Source organism: uncultured Pseudoteredinibacter sp. (assembly GCF_947500695.1).
GTDB lineage: Bacteria > Pseudomonadota > Gammaproteobacteria > Pseudomonadales > Cellvibrionaceae > Pseudoteredinibacter.
In genome coordinates this window covers 406,402-431,913 of the sequence record NZ_CANMSS010000003.1, presented here as the reverse complement: position 1 = coordinate 431,913, position 25,512 = coordinate 406,402, and the positions used below count along the sequence as shown (strand labels likewise).

Genomic DNA, 25,512 nt, shown 5'->3' with positions numbered 1-25,512 from the left:
CTCTCCACTCAATGTTCAGACAAGAATGATTCAAAGTCTTCTGCTGGCATAGGCTTGCCTATATGGAACCCTTGCATTAAATCGCAATTGACTTGCTTTAAAAAATCCCACTGCTCTTCAGTTTCAACACCTTCAGCAATTACTTTTAGATTTAAACCATGAGCCATAGCAACAATGGCGGTGACCAGAGTTGCATTCTCTTGATCGTCCGGCAAACCAAATATGAAGGATTTGTCGATTTTTACGGTATTTACTGGACAGCGTTTTAAATAACTCAGGGAGGAGTAACCCGTACCAAAATCATCAATCGACATATTAAAACCAAGATCACGTATATCGATTAGCTGCTTACCAATTTTATCGCTATCGCTCAGCAGCAGCCGCTCTGTGATTTCCAATTCCAGCTTGGCTTCAATGCCACCCATTTTTTTCTCGTTGTCTGCATGAATTCGCTTAACTTCAGCAAACAATCTAGGGTCGTGAAACTGATTCACTGAGACATTAACTGCGACGGTTAAATCACGGTGAAATTTTGATTGCCAATACTTAGAATAAAACTCAGCCTTTCTAAGCACCCACAAGCCAAGCGCATTTATCTGACCACTACCTTCAGCTATTTCAATAAAGTCTTCTGGATTCACCCAACCAAGCTCTTTGTTATGCCAACGCAGTAATGCCTCTGCAGCCACGGGCTTCCCACTAGCAACCTCTACGATTGGCTGAAACCATAGTTGCATTTGCTCTTCTTCCACGGCCTTGTGAAGCAATAGCTCCATATGCAGTTTTTCTTGGGTGCTACGATTAATATCGTCATTAAAGAAGTGGTAGTTACCTGGCCCCATCTCTTTGGCCCGGTACATCGCCGATTCGGCATTTTGAATGGCAGTTTGAGGGTCATCGTTAAAATTATTACCTAGACTAATGCCAATACAGGAAGACATTCTTACGGGTTGGGCGTCGATGGTTAAAGGCTCTTCAATCACCCCCAATATTTTGGTCGCCATTGCAGCTGCGGCCGTTGCATCATTGATGCCCTGTGGAATGATTAGAAACTCATCACTACCTATTCGCGCCACCGTATCACCAGCGCGAACCATTTCCTTAAGCCGACGACTAATCTCAACCAATACCCGATCACCCGCATCGTGACCTAAGGTTTCATTGATGCGTCGCAGGCCATCAATATCAATGAAAAACAGCGGGCAAAAATGCTCATCTCCCTCAGCAATAGAAAACGCTTGGCTAATCCGATCTAGAGCCAGAATTCGATTGGGTAGATCGGTCACCTCGTCAAAGTTGGCTTGTTTTAATAGGCGTCTCTCATAATCTTTTCGAACAGTTATATCTTCTTCGATGCACAAATAATTACTAATTTCACCGCCCGCATCATATAAGGGAGATATGGTGGTATATGACCAATAAAGATTGCCGTCCTGCTTGCGATTATGAAGTTCGCCACACCAAGACTGACCGGTCTCTATAGAAGTGAGAATCGATTGCTCCGCACTTTCTGGGTTGTAACCAGATTGGTGAAAACGCAGACTTTCCCCAAGCACTTGATCTGTCGAATAACCAGCAAGACGAGTAAAAGTTGGGTTAACAAATTCAATTTTGGCATTGGCATCGGTTATAATGACCGATGCGGGGCTCTGCTTGACCGCTTCTGAAAGCTTGCGAAGGTTTTGTTCGGCCTTGACCCTTTCGCCCACTTCAATTTTTAGCTGCTGATAGTTTTCTTTTAATTGTTTATTCAGGCTCTCCAGTTTTTGCTTTTGCTCATGCAGCTGTAGAAAAATATTGACTTTGGAAGTTAGAATGTCACGCTCAACTGGCTTTTCGATATAATCTACGGCACCAGAGATATAGCCCAACATTTCATGGCGCTCATCCTTATAGGCGGCAGTCACAAAGATAATGGGTACACAGCGACTACGCTCTTCATAGCGTAACAGCTCTGCTACCTCATAGCCGTTCATTTCCGGCATATTGATATCGAGAAGGATCAGAGCAACATTATCGTGCTTAAGCATCAACATCAGGGTTTCGTTTCCCGATGAGGCTTCGATAATATCCGCATCGACGGACTTTAATACTTGACGCATGGCTACGCGATTAGCCAGTACATCATCCGTCACCAGGATCACTGGACGTGGTAATGCTGCATTCACTTGACACCCTTCCCAAATCCTTTGCACGAGGCCTATGCAGCCACACTACTTGTGCCTATAGTTTTCAATAATTTTTAGAAATAGTTGTAAAGCTGTCATAGCAATTAACACGCTAATTTTTATGACGCCTTAAATTGAAGACTAGACCAGCAAACGCTGAATGCAATTTAGCGACAAAGTAATTATATTTAGCTGTCCTTAAGGGTTTTTTTGTTGACCAGGCTAGCAATTTTGCTTGAGAATATTAGGCTCACGCAAAGCCCTACCAATCTACGGCAGACAAATGGCGAAAAACTTATGAGCTACCCAGACTACTTAGTAAACAACATCTTGCTGCTGGGCTGCTAATGACCGCTATAGACCCCAGCTGGACGGTATCCAGCCGCCAAGCGCTGCTATTTATGCAACTTGCCGACAGTCTAGAAGTTTCACGCCAACGCTTGATCAGCGATTGCGACTTAGACCCACTGTGGCTGGAAAACCCTGATTTTCGTATGCCCGTTGCCGCTATTTATAAACTGGCCAAACGATTAGCGGAACTGAGTGGCAATGAAGATATAGGATTGTTGGTTGGGCGAGTGAGCTACCTCAATCTCGTTTCTTTGATTCTGTATTTGCCAAAAATTTGCGACAACCTTAGACAATGGCTCAATATGATGCCCAGTGTTATGGAGATGCAGGGCGATATCGGCGAATCAGTGGTAATTCGAGAAGGCGATAGCATTCGCACCCAATGGAACCCGCTGATCAATAATGAGCACAGCGGTCGCTATTTCGCCGATATGATTCTGGCGTCTTCAGTATCCTTGCTGCAATCTGTCTGTATCCAGCCGGTTAAAATACAAAAGGCCTATTTCGCCTACCCAGAACCCGTGGATCTTAGCCTGCACCATCAAATATTTGGTGAGCAACTGTTCTTTGAGCAGAGCTTTAGCGGCCTATTTTTCGATATTGCCGCTTTAGACTACCCCCTAGTCAAACCTCTAGATGAAGCCGCCTTAAGATTGCATGAAAATATCTTAGGCGCCGTAGATCGCGATAGTGGCGACGGCTTCTTACGCCAGATGCGCCGCTCTATCGTCAAGGCTCTACCAAGTGGCGCGATGAGTATCGATAGTATTGCTGAAGAGCTGAGCATCTCTAGGCGCACTCTGCAACGTCGCTTATCAGAGCGAAACACCCACTTTTTAAATGAGGTGCAGGATATTCGTTCGGCGATCGCTTCGCGCCTACTTAAAAACCAACAGATGGGCATTACCGAGATAGCCTTTCTATTGGGCTATGCTGACTCTTCTTCCTTTTCGACCGCATTTAAAAGCTGGCATGGCATCTCTCCTAAAGACTATGCTCAGCAGCATGGCGACGACAAACTCTAGGCCATCACCCTAAGCTATTTTCTAAGCTACCCTTTAGCCGCTTAAGGGCATCTATTCGCATTGGCACCGATGCCAAATCGGCTGGCACCAATTCCAATGCAAGGGTCCTGCAGCCCCTCTAAGATTGATTGTTCTACAGCTAGGACGGGCCGGTTTTACGGTGACTACAGCCTAGCAACGATAAGAAATAATGGAGAAGCCCATGTCCCTAGATTTTGATAGCGCCCGCCTACACAACCCCTTCCTCACCGAGGACCATGAGGCCTGGCGCAGTCAATTGCGTAAATTCCTTGATAGTGAAGTAGCCCCCTACTTCGATGATTGGGATGAGGCTGGCAAGATTCCCGATGAAATGTGGAAAAAGGCTGCCGATGTGGGCCTACTTCAGCTGGGCTACCCCGAGCAGTACGGAGGCATTAGTGAAGGAATCGATCTCTATCACGCTCAAATTGTAAACGAAGAGCTAGGCCGTATCGGCTCTGCGGGCGGCATCGCCAGTACCTTATTAGTCCACGGCATCGGCTTACCTCCAGTGGTGAATTTCTCTCAAGAGCACATCAAAGAAGAAGTGGTCCCTAAAGTACTAAGCGGCGAGAAGCGTATCTCACTAGGTATTACTGAGCCCAGCGGCGGCTCGGATGTTGCCAATATCAAAACCACCGCTCGTCGTGAAGGCGATTACTACATCGTTAACGGCAGCAAGACCTTTATATCGGGTGGTATGGGCGCTGATTGGATAAGCACTGCGGTACGCACCGGCGAAGAAGGCCCAATGGGCGTTTCTATGCTGCTAATTCCTACCCATTTAGAAGGCGTCAGCCGAACACCGCTAGACAAGAAACAAGGCTGGTGGTGTTCTGACACTGCAACCATTTATTACGATAACGTTAAAGTGCCTGCCGATCATTTGATTGGCGAAGAAGGACACGGCTTTCTTGTCATCATGAATAACTTTAACAGTGAACGCATGGCGATGATCGTCAATATGGAAGCCTGTGCCCGCTGTTGTTTGGACGAAGCCGTTAATTGGGCAAAAGATCGTAAAACTTTTGGCAAGCCTTTGTCTAAGCACCAGGTCATTCGTCACAAAATTTCTGAAATGAAACAACGCATCAATGCTACCCAGGCGTATATTCAAGTTGTCACCCGCGAGCTTTCTGGAGGTCGCGGCGATTTTGGCGATATTGCCCTGCTGAAAGTTCAGGCCAGTGAAACCATGGAGTTTTGCGCCAAAGAAGCCAGCCAGATTTTAGGTGGCGCTTCTTATCTGCGCGGCTGTAAAACTGAGCGAATTTATCGAGAAGTACGAGTCAATGCTATCGGCGGTGGCTCAGAAGAAATTATGCGCGATTTAGCGTCGCGTCAGTATCAGCTATAAGCGAATTTTGGAGAAGAATATGCAAACCGATGCAACGACCTTGGATGCCTTTCGCGCTGAAATTTCCCAATGGTTGATAAACAACATCCCCGAAGATCCCGGCTTCTTATTACCACAGTCCTTTATGGAAGTCGGTAGCGAAGAACAGCTAGAGTTTTTAATTGCATGGCAGAAAAAGGTCTACGAAGCTGGTTATCTTGGCATGGCTTGGCCTAAAGAATATGGCGGTGGCGGTATGCCGCAGGTTTATCAGAATATTGTCGATGAAGAATTGATGAACCACAAAGCCCCAATCATTTTCAATGTGATTGGCCTTGGCTGGGCCGGCCCACTGATTTTGGATATGGGCACAGAGGAAGAAAAGCAAAGATACATCAAAGGTATTTTAACCGCCGATGATATTTGGTGTCAGGGTTTCTCTGAGCCAGATCATGGCTCGGATCTTGGCAACGCCCAAACCCGTGCCGTACGTGACGGCGATGACTACATTATCAATGGCAGTAAAATTTGGACGACTTTCGGTAACTATGCCAAATATATGATTTTGCTAGCACGCACCAATCCAGATGCACCTAGCAAATACGCCGGCCTATCATTCTTTTTATCGCCTATGCATGCCGATGGCATCAGCACCAGTCCGATTCAAAAGATTACTGGCGAGTATGGCTTCTGCCAAACTTTCTTCGACGACGCGCGAATTCCTGCCAGCTGCTTAATGGGCGAAGAAAACCAAGGCTGGAAAGTAGCTATGCGCACCTTGGAATATGAGCGCAGCGTTCATGGTGGCCAAGCAAGTACCTATAAATTCTTGCCAATTGCCATGGAAGATTTGCTACACACCTGCAAAACCATCCAGCGTGATGGCAAGCCGCTATTAGACGATCCCGTTGTGCAGGATCAGCTAGTGCAATTTCTAATTGAAGAAAAGTCTCTTGCCTTAATGAAAGAGCGCGGAGAAATTCCTGAGCTTTGTACCGATTACCCATTTTCGCTGGCCCTTAGCGGCAAGCTAATCGCCACCGAGCTTTTCCGTCGTGCCAGACAATACGCCGTGAGCCTACAGGGCGCCAAAGGTGGTCTTTATGTTGGCGACAATATGGCAATCGAAGGCGGCCAATGGCAACGAGGTTATTTCAATAACTTCTCAGCCACCATTGGCGGCGGCACCAGCCAGGTACAGGCAAACATTATCGCTGAGCATGCTCTTGGCTTACCGAAGTAAGTAGCCATAACAGTGAGCATCTAACACAGGATACGAAAATGACTTTTATTAATATTGAAGCCAATACCGATATGCGCTTCAGCGAAGATCAGCAAATGATTCAAGAAGCCGCCCGTGGCTTTTGCCAAGATAAGTCCTATATCGAAGCGGTAAGAAAGTTGCTTGATAGCGAGACGGGTTTTCAAGCTGAGATATGGCAAGAAATGGTTGAACTTGGCTGGTTAGGAATGTGTATCGAAGAAACCCATGGCGGCTCTGCTTTAGGCTTAGACTGCCTGATTCCAATCGCCGAAAGCATGGGACGTCAGTTATTGGCGACACCTTTCTTCGCCAGTACCTTAGCTGCACAACAAATTCAGCGCGCTGGTAGCGAGGCACAAAAATCTCGCTATCTACCCATGATAGCCAATGGCACAGTTGCGACGCTTGCCCTGCTGGACAATGAAGATTGGGGCGCGGAGGTCAGTAAATGCAGTTTGAGTGCCGACGGTAAAATAAATGGCCGTAAAGTTTTGGTTGAAGCGGCCGCACAGGCCGAGATATTTATTGTTTTATGCCAACAGGGCGAGCAACAGCGCTTAGCGATTGTAGAGCGCTCGCAACTTGCTGACTCTGCGGTTGAAGCTCATACGCTGATCGATGAAACTAAACGTGCTGGTATTGTAAACTTAAACGATATCAGCATCAGCGAAGAGCAGCTTATGCCATCCTCAGCTGCGAATGCTTTAGATGATGTTAAGCTAATTGGCGCTTTACTAATCGCTGCGGAGTCCGTCGGTTCGGCAGCCGCTTGCTTAAACCTAACTGTTGAATACTTAAATACTCGCAAACAGTTTAACAAGCTGATTGGTTCTTATCAGGCCTTAAAGCACCCTACTGTTGATATGCTGAATATGATGGAAGCTGCGCGTTCACAGGTTTACCACGCAGCCACTTTATTAGCCGATAGCCAAGGCGATATCACTCGTGATGCTGAGATTGCTTGTCGCATGTCGAAAGCCAGCGCTAATGATGCCCTGCTGTTTGCCGGTGATCGCGCTGTGCAATTTCATGGTGGTATGGGCTTTACCTATGAGTGTGATGCCCAACTGTATATCCGCCGTGCTCAATGGAGCCAGCAACATTATGGCGATTCGGCTTATCACCGCAAACGCTTGACGCCACTGCTTCTTGCTTAAATTGCTACAAATAACGCAATAGTCACTTTAGGCCACAAATGATTGGCTAAAGAAGCCGACCATTGTTAGTCGAAAATAAAAACGGGCATTATTTATGCCCGTTTTTTGTTTAACTAATTTCAGCGAACAAAACGCTAACTAAGTATTAGTCGCCCACCCACCTGCAAATGGCACCGCCTGCCCAACAATATGAGTATTATCTTCGGAAGCCAAAAAGGCCATTAAGTTCGCGGTTTCTTGAGCAGGAGCACATCGCCCAGCTGGAACTTGTTTTAGCTCCTCTTTAAACTTTTCACTCTCGCGACGCTCCAGCGGATAATAAGCATCATTTTCGACATAGTTTTGCGCGATTGCATTGAACTGTACGCCAGCTCTCGCCAACTCGCTGCCCGCGGCTCGTACAAAGGCGTTTTGCGCTCCGCGCATGGCCGAGTAAGCACTTGCACCGTATATTGCTCGTAAAGGAGAGGCGCTGGTCATCCCAACAATTTTACCCTGCCCACGCGATTTCATTTGACCTGCAAAGGCACGTACCACGCGCATAAACGGATGCAGCAAACCATCACATAGGGAAAACCAATCATCGTCAGTGATGTTCTCGACCTTATTTGGACGAGGCTCAGTACCAAAGTTAGCAATCAAAATATCCGTTTGGCCCGCTTCGGCCATTAGCTTATCTACCGCCTCGTTACTATCCAGCGCTGTAGACCAAGCCAAGACGCTAGCCCCCAATGATCGAAAGTGTTCTACCGCTACAGGCCCCATGTAATTATCACTATCGGTAACGACCACTCTTTTATTTTCAAACTCGCCTTGCTTCATACTTATCTCGTCTTTTGTTACTGTTGTTATGGTGATTATCGAATTATTTTCACAGTGAGAGTGAAATCGCGAAATATGACTGACTATCCAAGCGCAAATCGCAAGACTTCATCGAGCAGCATAGTATCCGCTATATTAGTCAGCGTTTTGTTTTGCGCGGCATTAGTTGCAATTTTTGGCATTTGCCAAGTTTTACATATTAGCATGCCGAAGCTTGGCATTTACCCTAGAGAAACTGACAGTTTATTGGGCATTTTGTTAGCGCCCCTATTACATGGTTCTTGGTCGCATGTAATCAATAATATATCGGCACTGCTAGTGCTAGTTGCCGGCCTGTATTTAGGGTACCCCCGCAGCCGTTACTATGCGTTTGTTGTTATTTGGCTAGGTTCTGGAATTCTCACCTGGTTTTTCGCTCGCGATAGCTTTCACTTTGGCGCCAGTGGTTTAAGCCATGGATTGTTTTTCTATTTATTGATCATTGGCCTATTAAGACGAGACAAGCGCTCTACCGCACTGCTAATGATTGCCTTCTTTTTGTATGGTGGAATGCTAATGAGCATCTTTCCAGGCGAACCCGGAATATCTTATGAGCTCCATTTGTTTGGAGCGATGATGGGAGTGTTGATGGCTTTTCTTATGCGCCACCAAGACCCTCTTCCAGAACGTAAAACCTACTCATGGGAAGAGGAAGATGATAGCCAATTGGATGAAGATCCATATTGGCTAGAGGATTCAGAAACTCGGCAAACAACCGAAAGACAAAATGATTAAGCCCTAGTTTGTCACTTAGCTCAACTTATAAACCCAGCTCACTTAATAGCGCATCACTGTCATCGCTACCACTGCTGCTTACCGAAGTAATCTTGGCATTTTCAATCGCCCGTTGATGTCCCGCAATCACCGCATCAGGGTCATGAGCATCTTCAGCGATATAATCTTTAGTGGCGACGAATTCCGTATTATCCATGGAATATTCCAGGTAGAAGGTATTGTTGCCATTGGTGTAAAACGCGACGCGCTTGGTGACGGGTTCTTGTAAGCCAGCATCGATTGAAATTGTTAACTGACGACCGGATGTCAGCACCTTAGGCTGGCTTTGATCTACGCAGCTTTGAAGGCGCATATTCACTTTATTGATAAAGTCACCGACGATCTGGTTCATCAGTTCACCTACAATATCGGAAACCTCATCAGAAGTGTGCTGCAGAGCAAGGCTGGATTCATCCATACCCATACTGACCATATAATCTTGATAGATTTCCATGGCCGCCGCCGCACTGAAATTCAGCACTACCAAGCCGGTAAAGCCACCTTCAAATACTACAAAGCCAGAAATATCGGGCTTTAAGCTGGTCGTTTTGATGGATTGAATCATTTGCGCGTGGCGCACAGGCTTGTGGCAAGCCGCTGTTAATACAGTGGAAACAGAGCCGCACAGCTCTAAAAGTATATCTTCTGGGCCCACAACGATGTTGCTGGACTCTTGGCCATTCACCTGACTTAAACTGCTCATGCTGTTTCCTTTTCCCTATGCACTTCTTACTGAATACGCGTCTTGTTCATAGCAGTATCGGCGGTAATGCCTAAGAATTTATGCATACATAGTGTTAATTTTAACCATAAGCATAGTTGGGAAGGTCAGTTTTGCCAGTACTTACAAACCCAGCAGCCATTGTTTGACCGCATCGACAGCTAAATCCTCACCGCGCCCTTTAGGGCGTACCACAAAATAACGCTCCTCGCAGGGCAAGGATTCATCACAAGCAAGCACCAATTTCCCCTCCTGAATGTCGGCCGCCACAAAATAATCGGGCAAAATCGCCAAGCCCAAACCTTCGCTAGCCACCTGAGATATCAAACTGAAACTCTGCAGCCGCGATCCGGGCAAAGCGTCAATATCATGATCCGATAAGCCCGCAGATTTTAACCAGGCTCCACTGGATGAGGGCTTTGAGGTGTGATGCAGTAAGGGGAAACGTAAACTGTCTTCAAGCCGCTGAATTTTGCCAAATTGTTGCAGCAATGATGGCGAGCTAACGGCCACTAGGGTATCGGCCATTAGAAACTCAGCATCGAGATCAGGCCATTCCCCAAGGCCATAGAGAATCGCAATATCATAACTGTCAGACTCGTAATACAAAGCCTCCAAGTCGGTTTGCAGCTCAATATCAAGCTCAGGATGACGCTGTTTAAAAGCTGCCAGCCTAGGCACCAGCCAGCGACTAGCAATTGCAGGCTCAACACCCAAGCGTACCCGCCCAGAGACCTTCCCCTGCAAGCGCTGGGAAGCATTATGCAATCGACGCAACAGCTCTCTAACTTCTTCCCAGTAGGCTCGCCCGCGTTCCGTGAGGTAAAGACGCTGCTTTTCTCGGCGAAATAATTGCACCGAAAGCCCAGCCTCAAGCCCTGCTATCTGTCGGCTTACTGCGCTTTGAGTCATATTTAAGCGCTGACTGGCCCGGGTTACGCTGAGCAGTTCAGCGACGGCGTCAAAACATTGCAAAGCTTGTGTGCTGGGTAGGTATTTAGCCATAGACTTTATGAGTTTTAGGAATGAACTATGGAGAATAAATCGTTATTCAAAGTCTGCCAAGGGATCTATGCTTGAAACATTGAAATAAAAGGAGGCAAGCGATGACTCAGGCAATACAAACCGGTGGCGTACTGTTGGCCAAATTGATGGAAGCCTATGGTATCGATACAGCTTTTGGCATACCCGGTACTCACACCATCGAGCTATATCGCGGCCTGCCTCAAACCAATATCCGCCATGTAACTCCGCGACATGAACAAGGCGCCGGCTTTATGGCCGATGGCTATGCGAGAGTAAGCGGTCGCCCGGCAGCCTGCGTTACAGTTTCTGGGCCAGGCGCACTGAATATCGCTACCGCCATGGGACAAGCTTTACAAGACTCTGTCCCAATGCTGGTAATCTCAGCCGATAACAATCGCCACGAAAAAGGCTTGGGCGAAGGTCGCCTGCACGAGACCACAGATTTGCAACGCGCCATGGAACAAAGTAGCGTTTGGGCTCACACCGTTTCAAGAGTGGACGAGCTGCCTATGATCTTAGCTCGCGCCTTCAGCATTTTTCATAGCCAACGCCCAGGGCCTGTGCACCTTTCAATGCCGTTAGATGTGATCACCGCTGATGCCAGCCATGTTGAGGTGGAAACCTGGCCACTACCAAGCCGACCAGCAGCCAATGAAGCAAGCATTAAAGCGGCCGCCAATTTGCTAAACAACGCAGAAAAGCCTGTGCTGGCGCTGGGTGGCGGTGCCGCAGATGCCGCTGAGCTCGCCTTGGCTCTGGCTGAAAAACTGGATGCCCCCACCACCTTGACCCATAACGCTAAAGGTATTCTGCCCCCCGAGCATCCGCTATTGATAAATAGTAGCCCAAGCTACCAGGCCGTACGGGATCTCTATTTAGAGGCCGATGTGATCCTCGGTATTGGCACTGAATTTAGCGAAACGGATTATGATTTTTTCTTTGACGGGGGCTTTGCGCTTGGTGGAAAGCTGATCCGCATCGATATTGATGCCACACAGCTGTGCCGCAATGCTCGCCCCGATATTGCAATCCAAGCTGATAGCAATGCAGCCATTACCGCGCTATTGCCCGAGTTAGATTTTACCGCACGCGCAGGTGCACAACGCAGCAAAGCGGTTCGCGAAAAACTCGCTCCAAGTGTGGATCAAAATTATCAAACCTTTTTGGATGCTTTATACGAAGCGCTGCCCGAAGCTGCCATTTTGGGCGACTCTACACAGCCAGCCTACTTCGCAGCAGCACAACTGCAGGCACGTAGTACGCGCCGCTTTGCTTCAGCCGCGACAGGTTATGGCACGCTTGGCTACGCCCTACCCGCCGCCTTCGGTGCAAAGCTCGCAAAGCCAGAGTTGCCAGTGATTAGCTTAATCGGTGATGGCGGTTTGCAATTTACTATCAATGAGTTATCAACAGCCGTAGAGGCTCAGCTGCCTGTCGCGATTGTAGTGTGGAATAACCAGCGCTATGAAATGATCGCGCAAAATTTTGAAACAGCCGGCATGCAGCCCATCGCCTGTGATATTCACACGCCAGACTTTTTAGCGATTGCTACAGCTTATGGCTGTCGTGCCGCTCGAGCCGAAAATCCAACTCAACTTATTGAACTGCTGCGTGAACACCGTGAGCACAATATGCCCACGGTTATTGAAGTTCGCGAAGCCGATTTTTTAACTCAATCATAACGGATTAAGAGCCCATCATTATGACTTTCGATGCCCGTATCAGCCAACTATCGCAGCGCTTGATTGAAGAATCCTCCGGTGTTTGGGCCGTGCACGATCAAGCTTGCGAACAATTCGCTAATGGCGAAGATGTTTATTTGCTATCGGTCGGCGACCCTGACCTTGCCACCCTCCCGTCAACAATTCGAGCGACCATTGATAGCTTAGAAAAGGGCCGCACTCATTATGCGCCAGGGATGGGAGAGAAACATTTACGTCAAATTATTTCTGATATCGAAATTAAAGCCTCTGGCAAACACTGCGACCCTAGTAATGTAGTGATTTTTCCAGGCGCAACGAACGCTATTTATTCAGTTATGGCCTGCCTATTGAATGACGGCGAAGATATTATTGTGGCCGAGCCTATGTATGTTGGCTACGAAGGGATTTTCAAAGCTTTGAATGTCAATGTAGTACCTGTTGAACTGGATGTAGAAAACCATTTTGAGCTCGATGTAGAGCGCGTTAAAGCAGCGGTCACCAACAAGACCCGAGTTGTCTTTATTAACACACCAGGCAACCCAGCAGGTAATATGATCAGCGAAAGCCAACTTCGTGAACTTGCCGAATTTTGCTTAGAGAACAATTTATGGCTAGTTTGCGATGAGGTTTACTCGATGATCACCTTCGATGAAACTCACACCTCGCTACGCAAAGCAGCGGCGAGTTTGGACAACGTTGTTATTATCGATGGCTTATCTAAATCCCACGCAATGACCGGCTGGCGCTTAGGCTGGACTGTGGCGAGTACTGAGTTTTCACAACGACTATTGGATTTCACTTCATCAACCATCTTTGGGTGCTGCCAATTTGTACAGGACGCGGCAGCCTTTGCTTTGAGCAACGATGAAGAGTATATCCAGGGTGTGCGTGAAGAATATCGCCAACGACGCAACTATGTTTGTGAGCGCGTAAATAGCATCCCCGGAATTTCCTGCCAGACCCCAAAAGCCGGCATGTTTGTTATGATCAAGGTCGACGATCTGGCCGAAAACGGCTTATGTTTTGCCGAGGATTTATTGAAGAAAGAAAAAGTATCGGTGTTGCCCGGCATCGGCTTTGGTCAAAGCACCACAAATTATGTACGAGTTTCACTTGCTCAGCCAATTAATGTACTCAAGCCAGCATTTGATCGCATTGAACGTTATGCTAAAGCCTTAACCAGCTAAAGACTTCCTTAGCAAAATGAACAGGGCCTTATAAGGCCCTGTTCTCGCTCTAAAGAAAAATCCCGCCATCTATCTAGCTATCTATCTGTCATTTAGAACACAACCTTTTACTCTCACTCCAAAGAATATTTTATTAACAATCGCCATTCATCGATTAATCATCAATTATTACCACTCATCTCCATAAAGTACTAGATTCTAATATACAGGTATCTTTTTTGTTCGCTGCGGTGCGGCTTTAAAGCGTAGTTGCCTAAGAAATCACTATGCAGGAGAGACTTGTGTTTCAGTTCAAAAACTTAGCTATTCGATACAAATTACTACTGATTGTCTTAGCACCTTTATTACTCGCCCTCTTTTTTATTGGTAGCAAACTCATTCTTTTAAAAGAAAGCTCTGACCAGATGAGCAAGAGCCGAGACCTAAGCATATTGGCTATGAACGCCAATCAACTGGTACACGAAATCCAAAAAGAACGTGGCATGACAGCTATCTTTCTTAGTAGCCAAGGCAATCGATTTGCCGACAAAATCAAAGAACAACGTAAAAACACCGACAAGCTTCTTAACGTTTATCGCAAGAGTTACAGCGAATTAAGCTACACACTAAGCAGCCCAGAACAGAAGAAGCTTGGTCAGTCCATTAATCAGCAACTCAGTGACCTGCCAGACATCCGCAACAAGATTGATTCGTTCAATATTCCACTCCCTGAGGCGCTGGCAAAATTCACAGAGAAGAACAAAAACTTACTAGACCTAAACACTCAACTTAGCCTAGAACTCAATGAGCCAGACTTGTCTAGGTCTGCTACCGCCTACGTCTATTTCCTACAAGCTAAGGAAAGAGCTGGAATTGAACGTGCTGTAATTGCATCACTTCTATCATCTAGCGGCGAGCAAATTGAGTTGCGAAAGAGAGCAACCACACTAGGAATCGAACAAGAAAAGTTCATGGAACTCTTCAGAAACCTTGCCAGCCAAGCTTTACTTAGAAATTCGGAAAAACACCGCGATGCACAACTCTGGCAAAATATACAGAATGTTAGAGATTCCATATCAGAGGGGCGCACAGACAGTTTGGTGGAGGCTTCAGACTGGTTCAATATGGCCACCCAAAGAATCAACCTTCTCAAAAAGGCTGAGCTGGCGATTGAAAATGATTTTCAAAAAATGATGAGCCAAAAAAAGAACTCCAGCCAATCTGCGTTCTATACTATTCTGATCATCGCCATTGTAGGTATTGCCATCGCGGTATTGCTTTGTAGTTACACGGTGAAAGGGATTACCGAACAACTAAAAACCATATCTTCAGCCATGCATCAGCTTGGCGAAAAATCTAATCTAAAGGCCCACGCCCAAAGCAATAGTGATGATGACCTTGGCCAATTGGCAGACTCATTCAATGCCATGGTGGCACAGATGCGAACACTCATACATAACACCAAAGAAGCCGATAGCTCGCTGAATAAAACCGTAAACACTCTGGAAAATATTTCAGAGGCGGTAAACGAGCAAGTTAACTCTGGACTAGGACAAACTCAAATGGCCGCTGTCGCGATGAATCAGATGGGCTCTACCGTGCAGGAAGTTGCGCAAAACTGCTCCCAAGCAGCGTCTCAATCCGAGGAGGCCAACAACTCAGCGGAATCCGGCAATCAGATGTTGCAAACTGTACTTAGTGAGATGAAGCAGTTAAGCAATGAATTGAGCAGCACCAATCAAGTTATTCAATCTCTAGCAGAAGATAGCAGCGAGATAGGGTCAATCCTAGATGTAATTCGAGGTGTTGCAGAACAAACCAATTTGCTGGCTTTGAATGCCGCTATTGAAGCTGCCCGAGCTGGCGAGCAGGGCCGAGGCTTTGCAGTCGTCGCGGATGAAGTTCGCTCACTTGCTTCCAAAACCCAAGAGTCTACCGGGCAAATTCAAGACAATATTGAAAAGCTTCAACAAGGCAGTTCTAAAGCAGTAAGTGCCATCAGCAGCAGTTTAGAGCTCGCGGAGAATACCGCCAATAGCTTAAATAACAGCAGCGAAAATATTGGTATCGTTATCCAGCAGATCTCGAACTTAAATAAAATGAACATTCAAATTGCAACGGCTACCGAAGAGCAATCTATCGCTGTTGAAGATATCAACAAAAATGTTCAGTTTATTCAGGAGCAGTATAATAAAACCAGCAGCAGCTTAACGTCTTTAAACGCCGCCACCGATGAAGTCAGCGATCTTTCGAAGAATCTATCTGAGAACGTAAAGCAGTTTCAGGTTTAGAATTAAAAAAACAGCGAATAACCCATCGAGTTATTCGCCATGAATCTTGAACCTAGGAATGAAACTTAAAGCTATCTTAAATCTGGTAGTAATTCGGCCATCAATTCCAGAGTAGAAATACCCAAGTTTCTAGAGCGCTCAGGAGACCAGCCCTCTTTTTCATCAGGGATATTGGCGTTGTCTTTAAAGGGCATTTCTATGGTGAAAGATAAACAATCAAAACGCTGCCCTACCTGATTACAAGCGATACGCAAGTCTGCCTTGCCAGGCTCATCTTTGTCATAACCATAGACAGACTGAAAATCTGGATTTATCTCTTGATAACGGCGACGGAAGCGCTCTTCCAATTCTTGTAGGCGCAGGGAATAACTCGGGTTACCTTCACAGCCCGCGGTGAATACATACGGCAACTCTTCGTCACCATGAATATCTAGAAACATATCAACGCCAATTCTGTCCATGGCATTACGTACCATAAGCACTTCTGGGCTGGATTCAGCTGTAGGATCTTGCCAAGCACGGTTAAGATCGGTACCTGCACCATTGGTGCGTAAATTACCCGCCCATGACCCGTCGGGGTTCATATTTACCACAAAGTAAATATCGGCACCCATTAGAAGAGCTTCACTATCAGGCATGGCGAATAGCTTTTCTAGTAAACCTTCCATAAACCATTCCGCCATGGTTTCACCTGGGTGTTGGCGCGCAATTAACCACAAATTACGCTTTTCAGCCGTTTGTGCAGTGCTTGCAAACTTAAACAACTCAACACTATGACCATCGACCGTTTGGCATTGATCGATTTGTTCACAGCGCTCATGACTATTGATAGTTGTTAATAGCTGCTCGTGGCGAGCCTTATCATAAGGTGCAAAATACGAGTAATAAACTTGATCGTGCTCTGGCTGGTGTTGCCATTTCAACTGGCCGTCTTGATATTGAGCAGGGACTCGGAACCAGCTTTCGCGATCATATGAAGCGACAACATTATAATTATCCCAAGCATCGGCGTAGGAGGCCTTGCTGGCGTTTTCAAGACTAAAGCCCATCGCCTGACCCGCACAGTTTGATACCGAAAAATAAAACCACTGAAAGTAATCCGCCGCGATATCACGGCGGATCTCTAAGCTTATCTGCTCGGGGTTAGTAGCGTCCTTGACGACAATATTGCCACCATCAAAATCACTGGCAATTGAAATAGTTGTGCTCATAGCAATCTCACTTAATTTATCAACACGCAAAGATTACATCTTTGGCATGTAAAACATGACGCTCTTATTAATGACGTCTAATGTATCTAGCGGCTCTTTAGAAGTCATAAAGAAGCACCATAAAATAGCCGCACAGTTAAGCAAATTTTTAAACATAAAAAAAGCCCAACTCAGCGGATATTCCACGAGTTGGGCGAAAGATGCTTCGGCTTTACAGCCGTTGCGGGAGATTTGTTCGTTGCTAGTCTTCAGAGATCGACATTAAAGAGGCATTACCACCAGCGGCTGTTGTATCGGTAGTAATCGTCTTTTCGATAAACAAGCGTTGCTCAAAGAACGCAGCATTGGCTTGTAGCTGAGGCAAAATAGCGCCTTCACGCTGTGCCAATACAGCTTGCAACTCAGAGCTAAATGCCGGCACTAAAACAGCGGCTAATTCTGGACTTGCCAATACAGCCGCCAGCTCACTTTCACTTACTGCACAGATAAGATCAGCCGGCATATCCGCTTGCTTGGCAAAAGCTAGCAGGTGCTGGAACAGCTCTTGATCACCCTCTTGCAGGCTAACCAATAAGGCATTACCGGCCAATAGCGCTGAAATAAGTGGCGCAAAGAAATCACGGTAGTTTTGCCCATCTTCTTTTAAGGCCAGTAAAACGCCACGGGCATCGTGCCCCAAAAGATTGCTTTCACCAGTTGGGCCAGGCAGCTCTTTGATTTTGGCAAAACGATCATCCATCGCCTGCAGACTATCCTGACTATTGTGTAGCATCGCTTCAAGATTCGGGAATGTGTCCAAACCCGCCATGCTGGCAAGCAGCCTGCGCAATTGATTTAAACGCCCATCAAAGCCAATTGCATTCCAATGAGCCTGTGCGGATGAAACTTTAGCCATTAGGCGATCTGCTGCTGCATCGCGTCTTGGCTCTGGCAATTGTAATTGGATAGTGTCTGTTGCAGAGTCGCTGACATTCTTCACTAGCGCCTGCAAATAAGCTGGGCCACCGGCTTTTGGTCCGGTACCAGACAGGCCACGACCACCAAATGGCTGCACACCAACAACCGCACCAATAATATTGCGATTGATGTAAACATTGCCCACTTTGGCTTGCACCGCGACCTTATCGCAAACGGCCTGAATACGACTGTGTACACCTAGGGTTAAGCCAAAGCCGGCGCGATTAATTTGCGCTATAACATCGTTCAGCTCACTGCCCTTAAAGCGCACTACATGCACTACCGGCCCAAAAACTTCTTCGTGCAATATGTCTAAGCTCTGTAATTCATATAAATGCGGCGCAAAATAGTTACCATGTGGTAAATTGCTATCGATGCCACAAGCATAATGTAAGCGCGCTTTTTTATCGGATAGCTCCGCCAAGTGTTGCTGATGCGCTTGCAAACGAGATAGTGCCGCCTGATCGATAACGGGGCCCACATCGGTACTTAACCACTGCGGATCACCCACATGTAACTCTGCCATCGCACCTTTAATCATGGTGATTACTTTATCGGCGATATCTTCTTGCAGGAACAACACACGTAAAGCCGAACAACGCTGGCCTGCCGACTGAAAACCTGAAGACATAACATCATCAACCACCTGCTCTGGAAGCGCGGTTGAATCCACAATCATGGCGTTTTGACCGCCTGTTTCGGCCACCAAGGGCGCCGAGTTTTCTTCACGCGCGGCCAAAGTTCGATTAATCCACTGGCCTGTCGCAGTTGAGCCGGTAAACATGACTGCCGCAATGCGTGTATCAGGCACAAGCTTTTCACCCACTGGCTTACCTGGGCCAATAATTAGCTGCAACACATCGGCAGGCAAGCCCTGCTCTCGCCACAGCTCAATGCAGCGCAATGCCACTAGACTGGTTTGCTCGGCAGGCTTTGCTAAAACCGTATTACCGGTAACCAAAGCTGCAGCAACTTGACCTAGGAAAATGGCTAATGGGAAGTTCCAAGGGCTGATACAAAGCACAACACCGCGTGCTTGCACTGCATTTTCATTGAATAAGGTTTCCGCTTGGCGAGCGTAGTAACGGCAAAAATCAACGGCTTCACGAATTTCCGCAACTGCATCAGGAACTGACTTACCCGCCTCTTTTACACACAGGGCCAAGAATTCATCACGATTCGCTTCAAGCGCATCAGCCATTGCATTTAATAACCCTGCACGCTCAACTGTTGGGCGAGCCGCCCAAGCTGACTGAGCCGTCTGCGCTTGCTGCAGCTTCTCTTCAATGGCCGATTCGCTATCAAACTGTAGATGACCAATAAGCTCATCTTGATTGGCCGGGTTGCGCACTTCGCAATCACCTTCGGCTGTTGCAGCCGCCTTCAGCCAGTTGTCCAATAAAGCGGTTAAAGCAGCTTTGGCCGGCTCGGTGTGATTACAATCCGTAAGATCAAAACCAACAGAGTTTTTACGGGCCACGATATCTTCACTTACTGAAGAAAACTCGCTTTCAAAAATATCTTCCGGCAATGGAATTACTGAATTGCTTTTCTCTTTCCAAGATTCCACTGTGGCAAAAGGATCTTCCAATAAGGATTCAACCGGAATCGATTCATCAACAATATTGTTTACAAAAGAGCTATTAGCGCCATTTTCAAGCAGACGGCGAACTAGATAGGCCAGCAAATCGGCATGCTCACCTACGGGTGCATAAATACGACAGCTAATGCCTTCATCGGCCACCATGTTTTCATAAAGTGCCTCACCCATGCCATGCAAACGTTGGAATTCAAAACCTTTGCGTTCGCTATCCATGGCTAAAATGCTCGCGACGCTATAGGCATTATGGGTGGCGAACTGCGGGAAGATGCAATCTCTAGCGGCTAATAATTTTTGAGCACAAACTTGGTAGCTAACATCGGTAGATGCTTTACGGGTAAATACCGGATAGCCTTCTAGACCTTCTTCTTGGCTCCATTTGATTTCCGAATCCCAGTAAGCACCTTTCACTAGGCGCACCATAATACGGCGACCGCCCTTGCGAGCGAGCTGAATAATCCAATCGATCACCAAATGGGCACGTTTTTGATAGGCCTGAATCGCCAAGCCAAAACCTTCCCAACCAGCGAGATCCTCATCAAGATAAACCGCTTCGATAATATCGAAAGAAAGGTCTAAACGATCAGCTTCTTCGGCATCAACCGTAAAACCAATGTCATAGTGCTTTGCCGCCAAAGCCAGTTCTTTTAAGCGTGGAACCAGCTCATCCATTACGCGCTGGCGATGAGAAAACTCATAGCGTGGATGAATAGCGGACAACTTAACAGAAATACCCGGGCTTTCTTCTGGCCCAGCATTTGCGGCTGCTTTACCAATGGATTCAATAGCATCCATATAGCTTTGGAAATAGCGTTGAGCGTCGGCATCGGTACGCGCGCCTTCACCTAGCATATCGTAAGAGTAGCGGTAGCCTTTGGCTTCCTCTTCGCTGGCACGCTTAAGAGCCTGAATAATGGTAGTGCCCAATACAAACTGAGTACCCATAATTTGCATGGCATAGCGAACTGCGCGGCGAATAACAGGCTCGCCAACGCGGCCCATGGTTTGCTTAAGAATGCCAAAATTGCGGCGATTATTTTCATCGCTGTAAGTCACCATCTTGCCAGTAAGCAATAGACCCCAAGCGGAAGCATTTACAAACAAAGAATCTGAATTACCGAGATGTGAATCCCAATCACCGCCCGATAATTTATCGCGAATCAATCGATCCATGGTGTCCTTATCTGGCACGCGCAGCAATGCTTCGGCCAAACACATCAAGACAATGCCTTCATCAGTAGATAGCGAGAATTCTTGCAATAGCGCGTCAACACCGCCCTTGCCTTCTTGCTCTTTACGGATATGCAAAATCAGCTCGCGAGCTTTTTGCCAGATTTTGGCTCTAGATATAGCGTCGATCTGATCCTGGGCCAATAACTCCTCTACGACCTGACCTTCGTCCATACGATAGGCATTGCGTATGCTTTGACGCAATTCGCTCTGGGCATTGTGATTTTCTGGGTACAGCATGAAAGCTCCAAACTACCGAAATTCGAATGTTTGGCATTATAGAGATTACACATCAGAATTAGATTGCAAAAATGGCAATTAAATAGCACAATATTTTGATCTGCATTAGGTATGCGGAATTATAGACTTTAATAACAATAAGAGATTAACGCCTGAGACCAAATAATCCCTTAGGATTTATGTACTTAGCCCCAAGCGAGCATTGATCTATGAGCCGTAAAATTAAGAGTGACAAGCCCTTTAAGCCCGATCGTACTGATCTGGTGATCCTAAATACCCTTCAAAAAGAAGGCCGCATCTCCAATGTAGAACTGGCTAATCGGGTACATTTAAGCCCCAGCCCATGCCTTGAACGTGTGCGCCGCCTAGAATCTGAAGGCTATATCCGCAGCTACGGCGCCAAGCTTGATGCCACCATGTTAGATTTGGCGATGGTTGCCTATGTGCAAGTTACACTCGATCGTACCACCGGTGATGTCTTTGATAACTTTAAACAAGCTGTCGTCACACTTCCTCAAGTCGCTGAGTGCGATATGGTTGCCGGCGGTTTTGATTACCTTGTTAAGCTGCGCATGAAAGATATGGAATCGTATCGAGATGTTTTAGGTAAGTTGGTTGATCTACCCGGGGTAGCACAAACCCACACCTATATTGTTATCGAAAGCGTCAAAGAAGATGCCGGCCTGCCTATTGGCGGTAAAAACTAAGGCGACCGAATAGAGAGCTAACAATTTAAAGTGCTCGCAGCTGCTCACTCAGCGGATGCGGGCACCAAAAATACTGCCTCCGAATATAATCACTTCCCCCAAGCTCAATCGCATTGTGTAATTCTGCAACAATAGGCTGCAATGCCTGTTCACCCAAGCGATAGGCATGCATCTGCCCAAGCAATTGCTGACTTTGATCTGTACTAAGCTGCTGTTTTACGTAACCCATAATGTGCATTAGGGCATTAACCATCGCACCACGACTGGGCTCTTGCTTAAAGATCTGCATAAAGCCCAGACGGTACTCCTCAAGCTGGGCCAAAAAGTTATCCGCATTACGGCAAGCCAACAATTTACCTAAACGTTTATAGGCGGGCACACTAAAAGCCATCACCAAATATTTATAGCGACTATGGAAATCCAGCAACTCAGAAAAGGACTGAGACTTTTGAACGCTGCTTAGCCGGTGGTGGGCATAAACCGCAACAAGAAAGCGATCCAGGCTCGGTCCATGGTGTAAATCGCACTCTTGCACCACTGGCAAGGCTGGCTGGCGACGTTTTAACTCGGCAGCAAACACACCATCCATGTGGCGCGCTTCTGAATTGTCTTGCTGAACAATAAGCTCCGCACTTGCCAAAGCACAGCTAGGGGAGTGCTGCATAAAAATATAGCCATCTAAATTTTGGCAGGCTTGGAAGATCTCCTCGCAACTTTGAATCATTGCGGGCGCTAGATTCTCTTTTAGATCTAGTTGCTCTTGCTGGCCAGGGTTACGTCTTAGCTCGACAGCACCAGCTTCCTCGTAAAGCGCAATCGTTGGCCTAGGCACCCCAAAACCGGCGCTGAGCTCTGGGCAAAAACCACGCATAGACACTAGCCCAGACAGACTAGCTTGCAGTAAAGCTGAACGCTTATGGGCGCCATCATAGCGAACCGACTCGCCCAATAGGCAGGCACTCACGCCTAACGCAGGCCTATCGGCTTCGGTATCAAGCTCTAAACTGTCCATTTTAATTCCTTAACTACGCACATTTTGCGAACCCTCGACGGCAATCACCAAACTCATCCACAAAGCCCAGCAGGATTCTTAGCTTAAGCGTCGCCGCAATGCGACTGGATCCAATAGCCATAGCGACCTTAACTGGCTTCTTTAGCAAAGGCCTTATGCAGCATAATTCTCTAAAAAAATGCCCGCAGCCGACATTTATACTAAATTGAGGCTTCTAACTATAGATTGATTGCCCACCAACAGGCAGCCTTATAACATTGCGCCTAATAGCCCTTATTAAGTTTTTAGTAGCTATTCTTAGTGCACTAGTCTTACCGCTCTAGTCTTACCTAAATAGCCGAATGTTGATATCGATAGGAAAGTGTTATGCCGAGCTCAAGCAAGAACGAATTTTATCACAGCCTACAAAGCCAGATTGAGCAAATTAAGGCTGACGGCCTCTACAAACAAGAGCGTTATATCAGCTCACAGCAAAGCACCTCTATCGAAGTTGCCGGCCAACAGGTTATTAACCTTTGTGCAAACAACTACCTAGGCTTAGCCAACCACCCAAGCTTAATTAAAGCCGCCCAGCAGGCCGCTGACGATTACGGTTTTGGCGTGGCTTCAGTGCGCTTTATTTGCGGCACCCAAACCATTCACAAGCAATTAGAAAATGAGCTAAGTGACTTCCTTAAAATGGAAGATACCATCCTTTATCCTTCTTGCTTTGATGCCAATGGCGGCCTATTTGAATCCATTCTTGGCCCAGAAGATGCCATTATCAGTGATGCACTTAATCACGCCAGCATCATCGATGGTGTTCGACTATGTAAGGCCAAGCGCTACCGCTATGCTAATAACAATATGAGAGAGCTGGAAGCGCAATTGCAAAAAGCCGATGAAGACGGTGCTCGTTTTAAATTGATTGCCACCGATGGTGTGTTTTCAATGGATGGCATTATTGCGGATCTAAAATCGCTTTGCGATCTAGCCGATAAATACAATGCCTTGGTTATGGTCGATGACTCTCACGCAGTAGGTTTTGTTGGCGCCAATGGCCGAGGCAGCCATGAATACTGCGACGTAATGGACCGCGTAGACATTATTACCGGCACACTGGGTAAAGCCTTAGGTGGCGCATCTGGTGGCTTTACAGCGGCCAAAAAAGAAGTGGTAGAAATTCTACGCCAACGCTCACGACCCTATTTGTTTTCTAACTCGGTAGCGCCCGGCGTTGTCGCAACATCTTTGAAAGTGCTTGAGCTTTTGCGTGAAGAGCCACAATTACGCGAGCAGCTGTGGAAAAACGCCGAGTACTTCCGTGAAAAAATGAGCGCTGCGGGCTTTACTCTTGCCGGTGCTGATCATGCCATCATCCCGGTGATGATTGGTGATGCCAAACTTGCCGGTCAAATGGCGGACAAACTTTTGAGCAAAGGCGTTTATGTTATCGGCTTCTCATTCCCAGTCGTACCGCGTGGCGAAGCACGCATCCGCACCCAGATGTCGGCCTTGCACAGCAAGGAGCAATTGAATCATGCCATTAACGCCTTTATCGAAGTGGGCAAAGAACTAGACATCATCTAAGCCGAGTTTAAGAGAGATAAAATGAAAGCACTTTCAAAGTTACACCCCGAACCCGGCATTTGGTTAACCGATGTAGAAGCACCGAAACCTGGCGTCAACGATCTTTTGATCAAAACACGCTTAACGGCTATCTGTGGTACCGACATACATATTTACAACTGGGATAGCTGGTCACAGCAAACCATTCCGACACCGATGGTAGTTGGCCATGAATTTGTTGGCGAAGTGGTTGCCATTGGCGAAGGTGTAAAATCTTTCCAAGTGGGTGATCGTGTTTCTGGCGAAGGCCATATCACTTGCGGACATTGCCGCAACTGTCGTGCTGGCCGTCGCCACTACTGTGCCAACACCCAAGGTATTGGGGTAAATATTCCAGGAGCTTTTGGCGAGTACTTAACACTGCCAGAAGAAAATGCCTTTAAGATCCCTGAAGATATCAGCGATGAAATGGCCTCTATCTTCGATCCATTTGGCAACGCCGTACACACCACCTTAAGTTTTGATCTAACCGGTGAAGATGTATTAATTACCGGCGCCGGCCCTATCGGTATTATGGCCGCTGGCATTGCTCGTCATGTCGGCGCCCGCCATGTAGTCGTTACTGATATCAACGATCACCGCCTAGCGATGGCCAAGACCATGGGCGCTAGCCGTGTAGTAAATGTAGCCAAAGAATCACTGCAAGACACCATGGCCGATCTTGGTATGACCGAAGGTTTTGATGTTGGCTTGGAAATGTCTGGCGTACCCAGCGCTTTTCAAAGCATGCTAAGCAATATGATTCACGGCGGCAAGATCGCCATGTTGGGCATTCCACCCGATGATATGGCTATTGATTGGAACCAGGTGATCTTTAAGAGCCTTACCATTAAAGGTATTTACGGCCGCGAAATGTTCGACACTTGGCACAAAATGGCTTGCTTACTGCAATCAGGCTTAGATTTAAGCCCGGTGATTACCCATCAATTTGATGTTGATGATTTTCAGGAAGGCTTTGACACGATGCTGTCAGGCCTAAGTGGCAAAGTTATTTTAAAGTGGTAAGACCCTTTTAAAGTGGCCCAGCTACAATACAGCAACAACAATAAAAACAATTTTAAAAATAAATTTTTAGCCGAGGAA

The 25,512-nt window shown here is 46.8% G+C and carries 18 protein-coding genes; 11 read left to right on the top strand and 7 right to left on the bottom strand.

The window, feature by feature from the left end; all coding sequences use genetic code 11:
* Nucleotides 1–8: 8 nt before the first annotated feature.
* Entirely contained in the window at nucleotides 9–2,168 is a 2,160-nt protein-coding gene (locus Q1A08_RS08535) for an EAL domain-containing protein (RefSeq protein ID WP_299771833.1), read from the bottom strand.
* Nucleotides 2,169–2,515: 347 nt separating this feature from the next.
* Between Q1A08_RS08535 and Q1A08_RS08530 the strand changes: the two genes are divergently transcribed.
* The 4 genes from Q1A08_RS08530 (at nucleotide 2,516) to Q1A08_RS08515 (ending at nucleotide 7,322) form a co-directional block, all read left to right on the top strand.
* Entirely contained in the window at nucleotides 2,516–3,544 is a 1,029-nt protein-coding gene (locus Q1A08_RS08530) for an AraC family transcriptional regulator (protein ID WP_299771831.1), read from the top strand.
* A gap of 202 nt (nucleotides 3,545–3,746) precedes the next feature.
* Nucleotides 3,747–4,922, top strand: a complete 1,176-nt coding sequence (locus tag Q1A08_RS08525) for an acyl-CoA dehydrogenase family protein (protein WP_299771829.1) — start codon at nucleotides 3,747–3,749, stop codon at nucleotides 4,920–4,922.
* Nucleotides 4,923–4,941: 19 nt separating this feature from the next.
* Nucleotides 4,942–6,144 (top strand): acyl-CoA dehydrogenase family protein, encoded by a 1,203-nt coding sequence (locus Q1A08_RS08520; RefSeq protein WP_299771827.1) that lies wholly within the window; start codon nucleotides 4,942–4,944, stop codon nucleotides 6,142–6,144.
* A gap of 38 nt (nucleotides 6,145–6,182) precedes the next feature.
* The gene (locus Q1A08_RS08515) at nucleotides 6,183–7,322 is read left to right on the top strand and encodes an acyl-CoA dehydrogenase family protein (protein WP_299771825.1); all 1,140 of its coding nucleotides are present in this window, start codon (nucleotides 6,183–6,185) and stop codon (nucleotides 7,320–7,322) included.
* 138 nt (nucleotides 7,323–7,460) lie between these two features.
* Here Q1A08_RS08515 and Q1A08_RS08510 read toward each other — a convergent pair whose 3' ends face one another.
* Entirely contained in the window at nucleotides 7,461–8,144 is a 684-nt protein-coding gene (locus Q1A08_RS08510) for an SDR family oxidoreductase (RefSeq protein ID WP_299771823.1), read from the bottom strand.
* 75 nt (nucleotides 8,145–8,219) lie between these two features.
* Between Q1A08_RS08510 and Q1A08_RS08505 the strand changes: the two genes are divergently transcribed.
* Nucleotides 8,220–8,918 carry a rhomboid family intramembrane serine protease gene (locus Q1A08_RS08505; RefSeq protein WP_299771821.1) on the top strand — a complete coding sequence of 233 codons (699 nt, stop codon included), beginning with the start codon at nucleotides 8,220–8,222 and terminating at the stop codon, nucleotides 8,916–8,918.
* Nucleotides 8,919–8,943: 25 nt separating this feature from the next.
* Here the strand turns inward: Q1A08_RS08505 and Q1A08_RS08500 are convergent, their stop codons facing one another.
* Entirely contained in the window at nucleotides 8,944–9,660 is a 717-nt protein-coding gene (locus Q1A08_RS08500; RefSeq protein ID WP_299771819.1) for a DUF3334 family protein, read from the bottom strand.
* Nucleotides 9,661–9,801: 141 nt separating this feature from the next.
* Nucleotides 9,802–10,683, bottom strand: a complete 882-nt coding sequence (locus Q1A08_RS08495) for a LysR substrate-binding domain-containing protein (RefSeq protein ID WP_299771817.1) — start codon at nucleotides 10,681–10,683, stop codon at nucleotides 9,802–9,804.
* Between the two features lie 101 nt (nucleotides 10,684–10,784).
* Between Q1A08_RS08495 and Q1A08_RS08490 the strand changes: the two genes are divergently transcribed.
* From Q1A08_RS08490 to Q1A08_RS08480, 3 genes are all read left to right on the top strand, one after another.
* Entirely contained in the window at nucleotides 10,785–12,386 is a 1,602-nt protein-coding gene (locus Q1A08_RS08490; RefSeq protein WP_299771815.1) for a 5-guanidino-2-oxopentanoate decarboxylase, read from the top strand.
* Nucleotides 12,387–12,406: 20 nt separating this feature from the next.
* The gene (locus Q1A08_RS08485; RefSeq protein ID WP_299771813.1) at nucleotides 12,407–13,594 is read left to right on the top strand and encodes a pyridoxal phosphate-dependent aminotransferase; all 1,188 of its coding nucleotides are present in this window, start codon (nucleotides 12,407–12,409) and stop codon (nucleotides 13,592–13,594) included.
* A gap of 281 nt (nucleotides 13,595–13,875) precedes the next feature.
* Nucleotides 13,876–15,864, top strand: coding sequence for a nitrate- and nitrite sensing domain-containing protein (locus Q1A08_RS08480; RefSeq protein ID WP_299771811.1), 1,989 nt, complete (start codon nucleotides 13,876–13,878; stop codon nucleotides 15,862–15,864).
* A 71-nt stretch (nucleotides 15,865–15,935) separates the two neighbouring features.
* On the opposite strand, the gene Q1A08_RS08475 is transcribed toward Q1A08_RS08480, so the two are convergent.
* On the bottom strand, nucleotides 15,936–17,075 hold the full coding sequence (locus Q1A08_RS08475; RefSeq protein ID WP_299771809.1) for a M14-type cytosolic carboxypeptidase: 1,140 nt from the start codon (nucleotides 17,073–17,075) through the stop codon (nucleotides 15,936–15,938).
* Between the two features lie 241 nt (nucleotides 17,076–17,316).
* A complete protein-coding gene (gene putA / locus Q1A08_RS08470; RefSeq protein ID WP_299771807.1) occupies nucleotides 17,317–21,102 on the bottom strand; it encodes a bifunctional proline dehydrogenase/L-glutamate gamma-semialdehyde dehydrogenase PutA in 3,786 nt (1,261 codons plus the stop codon).
* A 209-nt stretch (nucleotides 21,103–21,311) separates the two neighbouring features.
* Here putA and Q1A08_RS08465 point away from each other — a divergent pair, with 209 nt between their 5' ends.
* Nucleotides 21,312–21,809, top strand: a complete 498-nt coding sequence (locus Q1A08_RS08465; RefSeq protein ID WP_299771805.1) for a winged helix-turn-helix transcriptional regulator — start codon at nucleotides 21,312–21,314, stop codon at nucleotides 21,807–21,809.
* A 25-nt stretch (nucleotides 21,810–21,834) separates the two neighbouring features.
* Here the strand turns inward: Q1A08_RS08465 and Q1A08_RS08460 are convergent, their stop codons facing one another.
* On the bottom strand, nucleotides 21,835–22,821 hold the full coding sequence (locus Q1A08_RS08460; protein WP_299771803.1) for a DUF523 and DUF1722 domain-containing protein: 987 nt from the start codon (nucleotides 22,819–22,821) through the stop codon (nucleotides 21,835–21,837).
* Nucleotides 22,822–23,187: 366 nt separating this feature from the next.
* On the opposite strand from Q1A08_RS08460, the gene Q1A08_RS08455 reads away from it, so the two are divergent.
* Together Q1A08_RS08455 and tdh are read left to right on the top strand one after the other, a co-directional pair.
* A complete protein-coding gene (locus Q1A08_RS08455) occupies nucleotides 23,188–24,390 on the top strand; it encodes a glycine C-acetyltransferase (protein ID WP_299771801.1) in 1,203 nt (400 codons plus the stop codon).
* Between the two features lie 21 nt (nucleotides 24,391–24,411).
* Nucleotides 24,412–25,434: an L-threonine 3-dehydrogenase gene (gene tdh / locus Q1A08_RS08450; RefSeq protein WP_299771799.1), complete on the top strand. Its 1,023-nt coding sequence runs from the start codon at nucleotides 24,412–24,414 to the stop codon at nucleotides 25,432–25,434.
* Nucleotides 25,435–25,512: the final 78 nt, after the last annotated feature.